Origin of the sequence: Niastella sp., from assembly GCF_045805085.1 — a bacterium.
Lineage (GTDB): Bacteria > Bacteroidota > Bacteroidia > Chitinophagales > Chitinophagaceae > Niastella.
Map to the genome: position 1 here is coordinate 1 of NZ_JBJMLX010000436.1, position 15,595 is coordinate 15,595.

Here is a 15,595-nt window from a genome sequence, read left to right on the forward strand (position 1 = left end):
TGTCTCGTGCATCAAATAACCCACAATAATACCCGCAGCCATGGCTATCAGGATATAAAGCGTGAGCCGGTTTTTCTTCATGTAGTTCGGTTAAAAGTAATAGGGTGCAATATAATATTAAATGTATAAACCAATTTGTTAGATCATTTTATCTTTTGCCCCGTTTTGTGGAGCGTATTTAAGATATCTTTTCGCCAGTAATTTTAATAAATCCTTATCTTTCGGTCCTTATACATGATTTAAAGAAATACTTTCATTAAAAAACTCTAACGCGCTCTTATGAGTCTATTTGTAAAAAAACCGTTGGATTCATTATTGAATGAAGCAAAGGATTCCAGTGGACATTCGCTTAAAAAAACGCTGGGCAAAGGGTCTCTTGTAGCCCTGGGTATTGGCGCCATCATTGGCGCAGGCCTATTCTCCATTACCGGTGGCGCCGCCGCCAACCAGGCCGGCCCTGCCATCACTATCTCCTTCATTGTTGCAGCATTGGGTTGTGCCTTTGCCGGTTTATGTTATGCAGAATTTTCATCTATGATCCCCGTTGCGGGAAGTGCTTATACATATTCTTATGCTACCATGGGGGAATTTGTGGCCTGGATCATTGGCTGGGACCTTGTGCTGGAATATGCAGTGGGCGCTGCTACTGTAAGTATCAGCTGGAGCCGTTACCTGGTCAAATTCCTGCACGGTTTTAATATAGAGCTACCGGTGGCCATGACCGCAGGTCCCTGGGACGGTGGTTTTATAAACGTTCCTGCCGTTTTTGTCGTAATACTGATGAGCTTGTTGCTGGTAAAAGGTACCAAGGAAAGTGCGACGATCAACGCCATCATCGTTACCTTGAAAGTAACTGTTGTATTAATTTTTATTTTCCTGGGTTGGAAATACATCAATACCGCCAACTACGAAGATTATATTCCTAAAAATACCGGCACTTTTGGTGAGTTTGGTTTCAGTGGTATCATTCGCGCTGCCGCCATTGTGTTCTTTGCCTATATTGGGTTCGATGCGGTGAGTACCGCCGCCCAGGAGGCTAAGAACCCCAAAAAGGACATGCCCTGGGGCATCCTCGGTTCACTGGCCATTTGTACTGTTCTGTATATCCTGTTCGCACACGTAATGACGGGTGTAACCAGCTATACCACATTCAGAGGTCAGGATGGTATTGCTCCTGTTGCCGTAGCTATTGACCACATGGGTAAAGCCGATGCAAATGGCGTAATACATGCCGATTATCCCTGGTTGAACAAAGCCATCGTACTGGCCATTCTGGCTGGATATATGTCGGTAATACTGGTGATGTTGATGGGACAAAGCCGCGTGTTCTTTAGTATGAGTAAAGATGGCCTGTTACCCAAAGTATTTTCTGAAGTACACCCCAAATTTCGCACGCCGGCCAAAAACAATTTGCTGTTCCTCATTTTTGTGAGCCTGTTTGCCGCCTTTGTACCGGCCCGGGTTGTGGGTGAAATGACCAGTATCGGCACCCTGTTCGCCTTTATCCTGGTTTGTATTGGGGTGATAATCATGCGCAAAAAAATGCCCAATGCCCCCCGGGCCTTTGTAACACCATTGGTGCCTTTAATTCCTATTCTGGGCGTATTTACCTGTTTGTTCATGATGGTGTTCTTACCACTCGATACCTGGATCCGGCTGATCGTATGGATGATACTGGGTCTTGATATTTACCTGGCTTACAGCGTGCGCCATAGTTTTTTATCTTCCAATAGCCCCACTACCATACCGGAAGGCAACAAAATAGGCGGTATTTGCGGGTTGGCGCTTTCTGTACTGTTGGCCATCATTGCCTTCGTGCACCACAGCCTTACCCCAGACGACGCCGGCATTTTCTATTTCTCCCTGGGTTTTGCCTTGCTGCATGTGATCCTGTTCGGGATAAAAATGGCAAAGAAATAATTGATATTTTTCATATCTCCTTATAAAACGAAGCCCCGATGTACCGTCGGGGCTTCGTTTTAAATAAGGTATGTTGGCCAGGTGAGCCAGTTATTTTATTTTTGCACCCCGATTGGTGAATGGTCAGTGAAACTGACAAACAGAAATCAGCCGCAACAATATTTAAACAACAAACCATAAATTGATATATGGGTCGCATATTTGAAGTACGTAAACACACGATGTTTGCCCGGTGGGACCGGATGGCCAAACAATTTACCCGTATTGGAAAGGAAATTGCCATTGCTGTAAAAGCTGGTGGCCCCGACCCCAATACCAACCCGGCCCTGCGGCGTTGTTTTCAGAACGCCAAGAGCGTAAACATGCCTAAAGACCGTGTTGAAGCAGCCATCAAACGGGCCTCAGGTAAGGAAATGGAGAACTTTGACGAGATCCTGTACGAAGGATATGGACCCAACGGCGTGGCCATTCTGGTAGAAACTGCTACCGATAACCACGTGCGCACCGTAGCCAACTTAAAGGCTATTTTCAATAAAGGCAATGGCACCCTGGGTAACAGCGGCAGCGTAAGCTTCCAGTTCAAAAAAATGGGTGTGTTCAAACTGAAACCCGAAGGCCTGAGCCAGGACGATCTGGAGCTGGAACTGATCGATGCCGGTTTGGAAGAAATGGGTGAAGGCACCGGCGAAAACGGGGAAGCTGTACTGGTGATCCGGGTGGCTTTCAACGATTTTGGCAATATGCAAAAAGCGCTGGAAGAAAGAAACATTATACCTATCAGTGCTGAAGTAGAATGGATCCCCGGCACTACTGTGCAACTGGGTGAAGAGCAAGCTCAGGAAGTGCTGAAACTGGTTGATAAACTGGAGCAGGACGATGACGTGCAGAAGGTGTTCCATAACCTGCAGTAATCATTGAAATATATAAAGCATTAAAACCCTCCCGCTGAATCGGGAGGGTTTTGTTTTATCTGATACGGTATGTTTTTATTTAATTTTGATCCTCATGGCCGGAATCAAATCGAAATACATTATTCTCTTTGATGGGGTATGCAATTTGTGCAACGGAACCGTTCAGTTCCTTTTAAAAAGAGATAAGAAAAAGCGATTCCTCTTTGGGTCATTGCAGGGAAAAACCGGCCAGGAATACCTGCGAAAGTATCACCTGCCTACCGACCAGTTCCATTCTTTTATGTTAATTGAGGGAAATGTTTTATACACCCGTTCAACGGCTGTATTGCGCATGTTAAAGTACCTGGGCCGTGGCTGGCAATTGTTATATGTATTCATTTATGTACCCCAGCCTATTCGCGATGGCGTGTATAAACTCATTGCCAGCAATCGCTATAAATTGTTTGGGAAGAAAGATGCCTGCCGGGTACCCAGTTCTGAAGAAAGAGAAAGATTTCTGGATTGAATATTTGGGAGGGTATTTGCCTATTGCTTATTGCACATTGTCTATTGACTCATCCCGCTTCATTCCTTCCCTGATCTCCCGTTGAATGATCTTCTTAAATTTTTTTTCATTATACCACCAGCTGAATATGGTGGCAATGGTAACTATACAAAAACTTCCAATAGCGACCAGCACAAGGTTGTTTGGCAGATCCACTCCCACCATCAGCGATAAAAAAGAAAGCACCAGGGTGGCGACAAACGAACCTGTTATAATATACAGCAGGCAGTATTTTATTTTACCACCCTGTCGCTGATCTTCCCAATATTTTACAAATCGTTTTTCGGTAGCTGTTAGCACAAATAATAATATTTATAAATCAATCTCGCCTTTTAAAAAGAACACACACTGACCCGCCATACTTACCCGGTCGCCCAGGTATTCGCACCACAACTCACCGCCGCGTTTCGAGAGCTGCCGGGCGAACAATGATTTCTTACCCAGTTTTTCTGCCCAGTAAGGTATCAATTGCGAATGAGCCGAACCGGTTACCGGATCCTCATCAACGCCTACGGTTGGTGCAAAGAACCTCGATACAAAATCAGCCTTGCTTCCTTTGGCTGTGAGGATCACTTTATGACCCAGCTTTTTCATTAAGGCAAAATCAGGCTGGCAAAGTTGTACCATACTTTCATCGGCTACTTCAACCAGGTAATCGCGGTACTTGTGCACGCTGGTGATGGTAATATTACCCAGGGCAGTGGCCAATTCGTCCGGTACATCGGCAAGCGGTTCCGGTTTCCAGGCGGGGAAGTCCATACTGATCTTGTCGAAATTTTTGGTAACCACCAGGATGTCGCTTTTTGACTGAAAACGGATAGCCGGGTAATTGTAGCCCATTACATGGTATAAAACAAAGGCGGAAGCCAGGGTGGCATGTCCGCACAGATTGATCTCTGATACCGGAGTAAACCAACGGATCTCAAAATCAGCATCCGGTTTCTTTGAGGGCACAAAGAAAACAGTTTCGCTGAGGTTATTCTCCATAGCCAGTCGCTGCATCAGGCTATCACTGATCCATTCTTCAAGTGGAATTACAGCAGCCGGGTTACCTCCGAACAGGTGGTTGGTAAATGCATCAATTTGATACAAATGTAGCTTCACAGGTATTGTTTTGGGGTTATATAAGATCTGGTACATGGGGCTTAAAACCCGGTTCTATTTCCGGGTTCTAAGTTAAAAGTTCTCTTTATTATGTTTTTAATTCGCTTGTTAAGATTTTGTTTTCGACTTTGTTATCGCCCGCTTCCCTACTCACCCATCATTTCCTGGATCACATCAACAATTTGCTCCACATTCGGTTTGCTGAAGTAATCGCCATCGCTGCCGTAGCTGGGTCTGTGCGCCTGACTGGTAATAGTGCGGGGCGACACATCGAGCCAGCGGTAACCGCCCTGTTCTTCCAGTACTTTATTGTACATATAACCAGCAGCGCCACCGGGTACGTCTTCATCAACAAACACAATGCGATTAGTCTTTTTCAATGAGTCGAGTATAAGATGGTTCACATCGAATGGCAACAGCGTTTGCACGTCGATGATCTCGCAACTGATATCGGCGTTCTCCAGAATATCAGCCGCTTCGCTGATGATGCGCAATACACTGCCATAGGAAACAATCGTAATATCAGTTCCCTCACGGATAACTTCGGGAACACCCAGCGCCACTTTATAATCAACAATATTGCTTGGTAATTTTTCTTTCAACCGGTAACCGTTCAGGCATTCCACTACAATACCGGGATCGTTACCTGATAATAACGTATTGTACATACCTGCCGCCTGCACCATGTTGCGCGGAACGCAAATGTGCATGCCCCGCAGCGAATGCAACATCATACCCATGGGTGAACCGCTATGCCAGATGCCTTCGAGGCGGTGACCACGTGTACGCACAATGAGCGGACAAGCCTGGCGGCCTTTGGTGCGCCAATACAACGTAGCAGCATTATCGCTCAATTGTTGCAGTCCGTACAACAGATAATCGATGTACTGAATTTCGGCTATGGGACGCAGACCGCGATAAGCCAGCCCGATCCCCTGCCCGATGATGGTTAACTCACGGATAGAAGTATCGAAGATGCGGTTCTCGCCATATTTATTCTGTAAGCCGGAAAAACCCTGGTTCACATCACCGATCTTACCAACATCCTCCCCGAAGGCCAACACCCTGGGGTTCCTGGTGAACAGTTCATCGAAGTAATGATTCAGGATCTCATACCCGTTCATGCTGGGCGAATCATGGGCAAACTCCAACGGCGTGGTAGTTATCTTCATCGGGCTCTTCGGGCTTTCATCGTACAAAAAGCTACCGTAATTTTTATACCCTTCTTTTTTCAATTGCTGATAGAATTCTTTCACTTCAGCAATCAAATGGGAATCACCTGCCGCCTGAATAGTTTTGTGTAAAGCCTGAAGAACATCTTTACGTAATGGCTCGCGGTTAGCGGCCAGGGTATTTTTAGCAGCAGCGATTTCACCAGTGGTATCAGCCCCATGCGCGATCAACGTATCGAGCGTTTCCATGCATCTGGCTACTAACTGCTTTAAAGGTGAAATGTACATTTCCCAGGCCCGCACTTTGCTTTGCCGCACCAATTCTTTGGCCTTGTTCTCAATTTCTTCCAACTCATCTTCGCTGGCCAGGGTATTTTCGAGCAACCATTCCCGCATTTTTTTATTTCCATCCCACTCCCGTTCCCAGGCGAGGCGCTCGGGTGTTTTGTACCGTTCGTGGCTGCCCGAAGTAGAATGGCCTTGCGGCTGGGTTACTTCCTCTACATGAAACAGGGCCGGGATATGCGTTTCACGCATGCGGCGGATGGCCGATTCAAACACTTCACACATACCTGCATAATCCCAGGCTTTTACTTTATAAATATCGAAACCATTGGTATTCTCTTTACGTTGCATACCACGCATGGCTTCTGAAATTGATCCTTTAATAGTTTGCATGCGACGCGGAACGGAAATACCGTACCCATCGTCCCACACAAAAACGGCCAATGGTATTTGCATAACGCCGGCGGCATTCAGGGCTTCCCAGAAATGACCTTCGGATGTAGAAGCATCACCGATAGTACAGAAACAGATCTCGTTACCATTGTTGCTCAATTGGTTTAGATCTTTCAGTGCATCGGAATGGCGGAATAATTTGGAAGCCAGGGCCATACCCAATGCACGCGGCATTTGTCCGGCAGTAGGTGCCAAACCGGCTGCAATGTTTTTGCGGTTAACCAGGTCGAGCCATTCCCCCTGCTTATCAATGATGGGTGTGGCAAAGTGGGCATTCATTTGCCTGCCGCCACTATGGGGGTCATTCGCTGTATCGGCATACAGTTGTGAAAAAAATTCTTCAATGGTGGCCTGGCCGGTGGCAAAAGCAAACGTTTGATCGCGATAATAACCCGACAGGAAATCGCCGGGCTGGAAAAATTTGGAAGCTGCAATTTGCGCTATCTCTTTGCCATCACCAAAAATGCCAAACTTGGCTTTACCGGTAAGTACTTCTTTGCGACCCAGTAAACTGACCTCCCGGCTTTCGCAGGCCAGGCGGTAATCATTTAATACTTCTTCGCGAAATTTATCGAAAGACAGCTTCTCGCCGGCAAGCGATTGATTGTGAGTGCTATTTTCCATGCGACAAAAGTATTAATTCTAATGCCATTTTGAGGGGTTGTTAAAAAAATGTCACAAGCCAAAAAATTAATTGGTCAATAGCTCGTTAAAAATGTAATTTTGAACACGTTATGGTTGAGGATGTTATTCCCATTGATAGAAAAAGGACCCATTTTTTATCCCGGAAATAGCCGGATATTGTGTAGTTTAGCCAATACCAACCAAAAACCTTAAAATTTGTACGTATGAAGAGATTGCTTTTACTGGTTTGCCTGGCAACAGTCACGCTGGTTACCAAAGCCCAAACGGCTACCAATACAAAGCCTGTTGAAACAAAACCAGCCGAGGTTATTCAGTTAAAGGAAACCTCTTATGACTTTGGAAAAATTCAACAAGGTAGGCCTGTTACCCATAACTTTGAGCTGGTAAACATAGGTAAAGAACCCCTGATGCTTGAAAATGTACAGGCATCCTGCGGTTGCACCACGCCCGAATGGAGCAAAGACGCCATTCAACCCGGCGCTCCCAGCACCATTAAAGTAGGTTACAATGCGGCTGCTGAAGGCATGTTTACAAAAACGATCACCATTACATACAATAATCACCAATTCAAAACATTGACGATTACAGGTACAGTTTTTAAAGGTCCAGCAACCTCAGCACCGGTGAATGCGTCTTTATCATTATTGAAAAACAATTAAAACATAAACACATGAAAAGTTTCGTATTAGCATTTGCAGCATTGATCTTAACTGCTGGTGTATTTGCTCAGACTGCTGCGCCTGCAACTGTTAAAAAGGCGGATAGCTATGTTAAGTTTAAGGATGTAACCCATGACTTTGGAAAAATCAAACAAGGCGTACCCGTTACATATTCATTCGCATTCTCTAATATTACAGATAAACCCGTAGTTATTGAATCAGCTACTGCTTCTTGCGGTTGCACAACTCCCGTAAAACCAGAAGCTCCCATTGCAAAAGGTAAAGAAGATAAAATCACTGCCGGTTTCAATGCGGCGGCCGCCGGCCCCTTTAATAAAACCATATATGTAAAAGTAGCCGGGGTAGACCAACCTTTGGAATTGAAAATTACTGGCGAAGTGCTGAAAGCTGAAGACTACGCTAATTTCGAAAAAGAAAAAGCAACCAAAAAAGGGTAATTCTTCTGAAGTAGAAAAGTAATAATCGATAAAATAACTGGTCCTCACGGCGAAAGCTGTGAGGATTTTTTTTTCAAACCCATTGTTCGCTATGCTTGTTTGTGCTGGATGTAATCCGTTGACTTTCATCATACATTAAATGAACCAGTCTACCAGAACAGTATTTTGTGTAAATACCACATTCTCAACCAGAAACAAAGCATTTTGAACATAAAACCAGTACCCTATATTTGCGAAATGCTAACACTTAGTAGTCGCGGCCAATTGATGCCGCCATCACCCATACGTAAACTGGTGCCATTCGCCGAAGGAGCTAAAAAGCGGGGCACAAAAGTATATCACCTGAATATCGGCCAGCCTGATATTGAAACGCCGGAGCCGATCCTGGATGCCGTTCGTACTGCCGATTTTAAAGTACTCGAATATAGCCACAGCGCCGGTAATGAAAGCTATCGCCGCAAACTGGTACAGTATTATAAAAAGAACGGGATTGAAGTAGACCATACCCAGATCATTGTAACAACCGGTGGGTCTGAAGCCATATTATTTGGCTTTATGAGCTGCCTGGATGCGGGGGACGAAGTGATTATTCCGGAACCCTTCTATGCCAATTACAATGGATTTGCCGTAGCTGCAGGCATTAAAGTAGTACCTGTAACCTCACATATAGATAAAGGTTTTGCCTTGCCGCCTATTTCTGCATTTTCAGCACTGGTGACGCCCAAAACCAAAGCCATTCTTATTTGCAATCCGAATAATCCCACGGGTTATTTATATAGCCGGGAAGAAATGGAAACGCTGAAACAGATCGTGTTGAAGCATAATCTGTACCTGTTCTCAGATGAGGCTTACCGGGAATTTTGCTATGGCGGCGAGAATATCAGCGCCATGCATTTACCAGGTATAGAAGAGCACGTAATATTAATGGATACCATTTCTAAACGATACAGCGCCTGTGGAGGCCGCATCGGCGCTTTGGTAACTAAAAACAAACAGGTGCTGGATTCAGTGATGAAATTTGCCCAGGCAAGATTAAGTCCGCCCTCTTTTGCCCAGATACTGGGTGAGGCAGCCGTTGACCTGCCCGACAATTATTTCGATGCTACCAAAGCTGAATACCAGAAACGCCGCGATGTGCTGGTAAAACGTTTAAACGACATGCCCGGGGTTACCTGTCCTAACCCACGTGGAGCGTTTTATGCCATGGCGCGTTTACCCATCGACGATGCCGATGTATTTTGTCAATGGTTACTGGAATCGTTCTCCTATAACGGACAAACTTTGATGCTTGCTCCTGCGAGTGGTTTTTATGGCACCCCAGGACTGGGTAAGAATGAAGTGCGACTGGCTTATGTATTAAATGTGAATGATCTTAATAAAGCGATGGACTGTTTACAACAGGCATTGAAGGAGTATCCTGGCAAAAAGTAGATAATCTAACTAGTACGTATATCACCTGAGGCTGTTCTTTTTAAAAGGGCAGCCTCTTTTAATTTATATACATTAGTAGGGATAAAACACTGTAGCCTATACGTAAAGAGTCCCGTCCAGACTAAACTGAACGGGACTCTTTTATTGAAGGTATTAGAAACATTCAAGGCAAAAGTAGCTACAAAACGCTGCCAGCTACACACCGGCTGCACCGGCGGTAAGCGTTGATCATTCAGCGTTATAAAAAACGGTTCTATCATCATGCCATAAACATAACCAAGGCATTGGCATGATGCGGGTACGGATCCAGGAAGTAAGCATTTATATTTTGAAAAGATATTAGTTTTAAAAAGAGGGGGCAAGATAAAAATAACGCCCCCGTTTTAAATCCAATATCCTTTGAATATCCTGTCCCCATTATTACAAATTGCATTCCAACTGCTATACATTTCCACTCTTTCTTTAAGTAATTCTTGTAAATACCTATTTCCGTGCTGCTAAGCGATGTCATTATCGTATAATTACGAATAGCGCTCATATAATACAAAGGCCCTAACGGTACCATCCAATTAATGGTTGGTTAAAATCAGATCTTCGAGGGTGCTACGCCGTAGGCATTTTTAAAAGCAAACGAAAAATGCGACAGGTCTTCAAAGCCTACTTCCAAATATACATCTGAAGGTTTGTTTCCTTTTTCTTTGATGAGGTAATGGGCTTCCTGCAACCTTTTTTGTAAAAGCCAGTTGCCAGGACTTGTATGAAATACCTTTTCAAAATCGCGCTTAAAGGTGGCCAGACTGCGGCCCGTAAGATAGGCAAAACGATTAAGCCCTACATTGAACTGATAGTGCTGCAACATATATGCTTCCAGATCGATCTTACCAGGTTCAGTAAAATCAAATAAAATATCTTTTAATTCAGGTTCACTACGCAGTAATAACAATACCGCTTCTTTTACTTTCAATGCCAACAAGCTGCTGGTTTCTTCCGATGGCAGGTTCTCATACGGAAGTAAAGAATCCATAAACGATTTTACCAGCGGATGCGGAGCAATTTTGAAAATGGATGCAGCAGTATGGTGTTTGGATGCCGTATAGCCATGCTCGATACTCAGATTGCGCAATGTTTCCTGATCGATGATGATGGAAACAGATTTGAATACACCGTTTTCAGGCGGATGCTTTACAAACTTTCCCAGCTGATTTCTTTTCACGAAGCGAATATCCCCTCCAACGAATTGGTATTCCTGGTTACCATCATTCACGATCAATGTGCCCGACACGTGGTAACTTAACACATGGTCCTGAACAAATTGTTCACCCCCGCGACTCACCTGGTGGTAGCAGGAGTAAACAATTTCAGGTTTTGACGGCTTTTGCGCCATATTATCTGTTTTTAAATGCTATACAAAGATCAATTTTTTTTGCCAGTCAATTCTTTCCCGTACTCAGTATTCAGAAAATTGGTGGCTTCATCATGATCTGTAGACAATGATACAGGCAGCCATTTTTCAAATTCGGCCTTTCTGTTTTCATCGGCCTGTTTTAACATACCAGCGGCTTCACTGCCTAATATCAGGTGAACTGGAGGTTCGGGATGTTCAACCAGGTCTACCATTGCCTGCGCAGCTTTTACCGGATCGCCCACCGGAACAAATTTACCGGTTCGAAAATATTCGGCACGCGCATTAACAGTTGTTTCATAGCCTTCGATAGCAGGTGCGTAAGACATTGAATCGCCAGCCCAATCAGTGCGGAACCCGCCCGGTTCAACAGAAGTAACCTTGATACCCAATGGCGCCACCTCTTTTGACAATACTTCTGCAAATCCACTTAAACCAAACTTCGCCGCCTGATAAATAGCGAGGCCGGGATTACCTATACGACCGCCCACCGAACTGATCTGCAAAATGCGGCCACTTCTTTGTTTACGCATGTAGGGCAATACCACGCGGGTAACTTCAATAGGGGCATAGAGATTCGTTTCGAGCTGACTGCGTACCTGTTCATCGGTGAACGCTTCAGCTGCGCCAACAACGCCAAAACCGGCATTATTCACTAACACATCTATACGGCCAAAATGTTTAACAGCCTGCTCAACAGCGGCGGTGATCTCCTTCTTATTTGTTACATCTAACCGGAGCGGAAGTATCTGTTGCGGATATTTCGTTACGAGGTCATCTAACTGCTTTGGTTGACGGGCGGTAGCTGCTACCTGATCGCCTTTAGCTAATACTGCTTCTGTAAGTGCTCTTCCCAATCCGCGGGAACTGCCTGTAATAAACCAAACTTTTGACATGATAATTAATTTTATTACCACAAAGTTGGCACTTACAGGACTTGTAAGCTTTGTTTAAGAGCTCAAAGGTAGTTTGTTAAAAAGCTCATCCTTTTTACGCTTCTATCCCATTGAAATGCTTTAATGTAATTTCAGGCGCCTGCTGGTAAGCGGGGTACACTTCTTTTGTTTGTCCATTTCTTACTGCATACTCATCTTTTAACAGGGCGTTGTACAGATCCAGCGCCACTTCATCTGGTGATAATTTTTCAGCATCGAACGCTTTTGCCAGATCGGTATCAACAAATGGAGGAAACACTTCAAACACCTTGATGTGCGGATTTGACGCTTCTAATGTCAACCTTAATGCCAGTGAATAGGAGTGCAAAGCAGCTTTAGTGGCGCTATAAGTAGGTATTGCGAGAGAGGGCAGATAAGAAACGATGGATTCAATATTGATGATCGCAGCTTCTTTGCTGGCTTTCAGGAAAGGCAGAAAACGTTCAGTGAGTTTTACTACGGAGAGATAGTTCAACTCTATTTCAAATCTGGCATTTTCATACACTTTACCTGAGTCACTATCCAGTGGATTAAAAATACCTGTTCCCGCATTGTTCACCAGGATATCCAAACCTCCGAATTTGTTTTTTACCTGTTTCACCAGGTTGTCTACATCAGCATCTTTGGTAACGTCAGTAACAATGTATGATGCGTTTGGCAATTTGGCTACCGCTTCTTTTAAAACGTCTTCTCTTCTGCCAGCCAGAATAATGTTATTACCATTTCCTGATAATTTGTTGGCTATAGCAAAGCCAATGCCTGTACCACCTCCAGTAACGAGGATGGTTTTGTTTGTGATGTTCATATTATTTGTTTTAAATGATTGTCTTCTTTTTGATTATACCAATCGGTATATTTTAAGTCAAAAAAAAGGACTATTGGCAATAGTCATTAATTTCCTGTCTTAACGAGCCAATGATCACCTGCATTTGTTTTGGCGATCCCTGCAGCCGTGCGATCCACATTCCACCTTCAATCATAGCGAAAGCTTTTATTGCGAAGGCGTCTGCATCTACTGTTTTTTTAAACTCACCGGTTTCAATTCCCGCACGCACTATTCTGGCAAAAAGGCTTTGTGTAGTAAGAATGGCCTTATTTACTTTAACTTTAACAGCAGGATTGGTATCATCAGCTTCGATTCCGAAATTCATGAGGGGACAACCATAATTATTCTCTGCCATTACATTATTAATGTAATAATCAAGGAGGTCAACTAGTTTTTCGCGGTTGGTATTTGCGCGTGACATAGCCTGACTCATATCAGCCCCTACCCTTTTCGCCAGATAGTCAAAAGCTTCCAGACAGATCTCATCTTTACTTTCGAAGTTACCATATACACTACCTTTGGTTAAACAGGTAGCCTCAACGATATCATTGATAGAGGTGCCAGCCATTCCCTTTTTATTTATGATGGGGGCTGCTTTCTCTACTATAAAATGTCTTGTACGCTCTGCTTTTGTCATAACGACACAAAAATATACCGATTGGTATAATCCACCAAATATTTTCTCTCCTTTTTTAAAAATAGAATATAACTCGCTGATTATTATTCTTCCTCAAAATAGTGGTTTAATTTCCTGAGGCGGGCAATGATGGCACCTTTGGTTCTACCGAAATGGGCGGCAATTTTACCAAGAGCTGTCCCATTATCGTAGTGGTCTTTCAGTTCATTATCCAGTTCGGGCGTCCATGGTTTGTAAGCATCTTTGTTGGTTTCTCTTTTCTGCAGAACGTTGTATGCTCTTTTTTTTGGCGCTGTGGTAACCAGTTTCTTTTTAACAGTAGCGGGTTTTAAAACTGTTTTTTCAACAGCATTGTAATTAAGCTCAGTTTCCCTGGTTTTAACTTTTATAATTCGGGCAGAAGCAGGAAAATCTTTTGGTAACAGTGTCTCCGGAATAAACAATTTATTTCGGGTGCGGGTGATTGCTACGTATAGCAGGTTGATCTCCTCGCTAAGGCGGGCCGTGTCAAAAGTGGCGGTCTTGTCGTTTTTATGCTTCTCTTTCAGGTCTTTCAATTTTCCTTCAGACAGGAAATCGTTTACCAGGTGCACCACGTCGTATTCCATTCCCTTTGCGCGGTGAACTGTGGAGAAGATCATTTCAGCCTTACTCCTGTTCTCATCCCCCGTATGTAATTCTTTCAACGATTTAATAATGCCATGTACTTCATTGCCATATTCGCGCACAATTTCAATCATGGTGGCGAGCTGGTGGTCTTCCGTTTTCTCCACATATTCTTCCAGGTCGTCGATGTCTTTCATAGAACTCACCAGTTGATCGCGGATGCGATCATGATTGCCATTGTATAAATTCAGTACATCGTACAAAGAAGTGCCATCATCGCCATACGTGTAGGAATTGATGTTCCCTTCAAAATAGATGTGTTTAACTTTATTATCAGTAATATAATCGATGGCATTCAACAACAAACCCAGGTTGGTTCGGGCAATGGTAGCTTTAACAGTATCCTTTTTCCCTTCGCCTTTACCTGCAATAGCAACCGGTTTGGTTTCGGACAAATGATTTTTCCATGCCAACACATCAATAGCCAGGTTGGCAATTTCCTGTGGGAACCGGAAACTGGTTGATAATTGTAAGGTGTTGAAGTTGGCTTTATCCAATGAGTTTACCGCATGCCGCCAGCCATAGATCTGTTGATGCGTGTCGCCCACAATTACCTTAATGGATGTCTGCTTCATGACCACATCGAGCATAGCGGCAGAAGCGTCCTGTGCTTCATCAAAAAGAATGTAATCATAAGGCAGGTCAGGGCTCGACAATTGAAATTTCTTCAGGTAGAAATCGTGCGTGATCTCTATCTCACCCCTATCCATTTTGGCCAGCAACAGCCTTGTTCCGTCTTCAATGAATTTATAATAGGAACGAACAAATGCTTTGGCATTAGCATCCACAATGGTGTCGAGGTAATTCAGGTCCTGCACTTTTGCCTTATCACTATTGCAGAAATAAGCAACGAACTTGCTGATGTGATTGGCGACTACAAACTCTGCATGCTTTTCTTCATTGCCGCGGATATCGAGCAGTTTACAGATCTCGCTGTTCTTGTACCCCTGCGCTTTTACTTTATAGTTATACCTGAATACGATATGCTTGTATGCCAGCGAGTGCGCCGTTTCCACCTTTGTATTGGTAAGACCATACTCCTCAAACTTTCGGGTAGCTTCCAGCTTCACCGATTTATTAAACGCCAGGTACAGGATGCGGGCATTGGGCGGCCGGGAAGCAGCGTATTCAATAATGGTGGTGGTTTTACCGGACCCAGCCACAGCATTGATACGGAGGTTGCCGATTGCTTTTATAATAGCCGATTGTTGCTCAGTCAATTTTTGTTTACTCATAGCCACACTGTCTTTAGAAAATAAAAAAGGCTCCTATGCCGAGCCTTTTACCAGGATGCGAAGATGGGCGTTTTTTGGGTTTATTTTCGAATCACAGACCCATTTTTTACTTTTTTCAAGCTCAAACCCTATTTCTGACCGCCCAAAAGCCAATTTTCTTAAATAATTGTGGGTTAACTGCTTAATAAAATTTTCCGGGAAACGATTTTTTTCTATTTTTGCACCCCATTATTCAGGGCACAGTAAAATGTGAGGGAATAGCTGGAAATAAATGGCGGGATAGCTCAGGTGGTTAGAGCGTTGGATTCATAA

Annotated in this window: 15 protein-coding genes; 6 read left to right on the forward strand and 9 right to left on the reverse strand. The window is 44.0% G+C overall.

Going from position 1 to position 15,595, the window contains the following annotated elements; translation table 11 throughout:
• Positions 1–279 precede the first annotated feature (279 nt).
• From ACJ751_RS22975 to ACJ751_RS22985, 3 genes are all read left to right on the forward strand, one after another.
• The gene (locus tag ACJ751_RS22975; protein ID WP_407747874.1) at positions 280–1,920 is read left to right on the forward strand and encodes an amino acid permease; all 1,641 of its coding nucleotides are present in this window, start codon (positions 280–282) and stop codon (positions 1,918–1,920) included.
• Positions 1,921–2,108: 188 nt separating this feature from the next.
• The gene (locus ACJ751_RS22980) at positions 2,109–2,831 is read left to right on the forward strand and encodes a YebC/PmpR family DNA-binding transcriptional regulator (RefSeq protein WP_407747875.1); all 723 of its coding nucleotides are present in this window, start codon (positions 2,109–2,111) and stop codon (positions 2,829–2,831) included.
• Positions 2,832–2,925: 94 nt separating this feature from the next.
• Positions 2,926–3,336 carry a thiol-disulfide oxidoreductase DCC family protein gene (locus ACJ751_RS22985; RefSeq protein WP_407747876.1) on the forward strand — a complete coding sequence of 137 codons (411 nt, stop codon included), beginning with the start codon at positions 2,926–2,928 and terminating at the stop codon, positions 3,334–3,336.
• Positions 3,337–3,363: 27 nt separating this feature from the next.
• Here ACJ751_RS22985 and ACJ751_RS22990 read toward each other — a convergent pair whose 3' ends face one another.
• The 3 genes from ACJ751_RS22990 to ACJ751_RS23000 all read right to left on the reverse strand — a co-directional run bounded on the left by ACJ751_RS22990 (position 3,364) and on the right by ACJ751_RS23000 (position 7,013).
• The gene (locus ACJ751_RS22990; RefSeq protein WP_407747877.1) at positions 3,364–3,675 is read right to left on the reverse strand and encodes a hypothetical protein; all 312 of its coding nucleotides are present in this window, start codon (positions 3,673–3,675) and stop codon (positions 3,364–3,366) included.
• A 12-nt stretch (positions 3,676–3,687) separates the two neighbouring features.
• A complete protein-coding gene (locus ACJ751_RS22995; RefSeq protein ID WP_407747878.1) occupies positions 3,688–4,479 on the reverse strand; it encodes a PhzF family phenazine biosynthesis protein in 792 nt (263 codons plus the stop codon).
• 146 nt (positions 4,480–4,625) lie between these two features.
• Complete coding sequence (locus ACJ751_RS23000) at positions 4,626–7,013, reverse strand: thiamine pyrophosphate-dependent enzyme (protein WP_407747879.1); 2,388 nt, start codon at positions 7,011–7,013, stop codon at positions 4,626–4,628.
• Between the two features lie 224 nt (positions 7,014–7,237).
• Between ACJ751_RS23000 and ACJ751_RS23005 the strand changes: the two genes are divergently transcribed.
• From ACJ751_RS23005 to ACJ751_RS23015, 3 genes are all read left to right on the forward strand, one after another.
• Positions 7,238–7,693 carry a DUF1573 domain-containing protein gene (locus tag ACJ751_RS23005; protein WP_407747880.1) on the forward strand — a complete coding sequence of 152 codons (456 nt, stop codon included), beginning with the start codon at positions 7,238–7,240 and terminating at the stop codon, positions 7,691–7,693.
• Between the two features lie 11 nt (positions 7,694–7,704).
• A complete protein-coding gene (locus tag ACJ751_RS23010; RefSeq protein ID WP_407747881.1) occupies positions 7,705–8,151 on the forward strand; it encodes a DUF1573 domain-containing protein in 447 nt (148 codons plus the stop codon).
• Between the two features lie 237 nt (positions 8,152–8,388).
• On the forward strand, positions 8,389–9,582 hold the full coding sequence (locus ACJ751_RS23015; RefSeq protein WP_407747882.1) for a pyridoxal phosphate-dependent aminotransferase: 1,194 nt from the start codon (positions 8,389–8,391) through the stop codon (positions 9,580–9,582).
• A 259-nt stretch (positions 9,583–9,841) separates the two neighbouring features.
• Here ACJ751_RS23015 and ACJ751_RS23020 read toward each other — a convergent pair whose 3' ends face one another.
• The 6 genes from ACJ751_RS23020 to ACJ751_RS23045 form a co-directional block, all read right to left on the reverse strand.
• Positions 9,842–10,093, reverse strand: a complete 252-nt coding sequence (locus tag ACJ751_RS23020) for a hypothetical protein (RefSeq protein WP_407747883.1) — start codon at positions 10,091–10,093, stop codon at positions 9,842–9,844.
• A gap of 75 nt (positions 10,094–10,168) precedes the next feature.
• Entirely contained in the window at positions 10,169–10,966 is a 798-nt protein-coding gene (locus ACJ751_RS23025; RefSeq protein WP_407747884.1) for a helix-turn-helix domain-containing protein, read from the reverse strand.
• A gap of 29 nt (positions 10,967–10,995) precedes the next feature.
• A complete protein-coding gene (locus ACJ751_RS23030; RefSeq protein WP_407747885.1) occupies positions 10,996–11,880 on the reverse strand; it encodes an oxidoreductase in 885 nt (294 codons plus the stop codon).
• A gap of 94 nt (positions 11,881–11,974) precedes the next feature.
• On the reverse strand, positions 11,975–12,724 hold the full coding sequence (locus ACJ751_RS23035; RefSeq protein WP_407747886.1) for an SDR family oxidoreductase: 750 nt from the start codon (positions 12,722–12,724) through the stop codon (positions 11,975–11,977).
• A gap of 70 nt (positions 12,725–12,794) precedes the next feature.
• Positions 12,795–13,382 (reverse strand): TetR/AcrR family transcriptional regulator, encoded by a 588-nt coding sequence (locus tag ACJ751_RS23040; RefSeq protein ID WP_407747887.1) that lies wholly within the window; start codon positions 13,380–13,382, stop codon positions 12,795–12,797.
• An 83-nt stretch (positions 13,383–13,465) separates the two neighbouring features.
• Complete coding sequence (locus ACJ751_RS23045; RefSeq protein WP_407747888.1) at positions 13,466–15,283, reverse strand: UvrD-helicase domain-containing protein; 1,818 nt, start codon at positions 15,281–15,283, stop codon at positions 13,466–13,468.
• Positions 15,284–15,595: the final 312 nt, after the last annotated feature.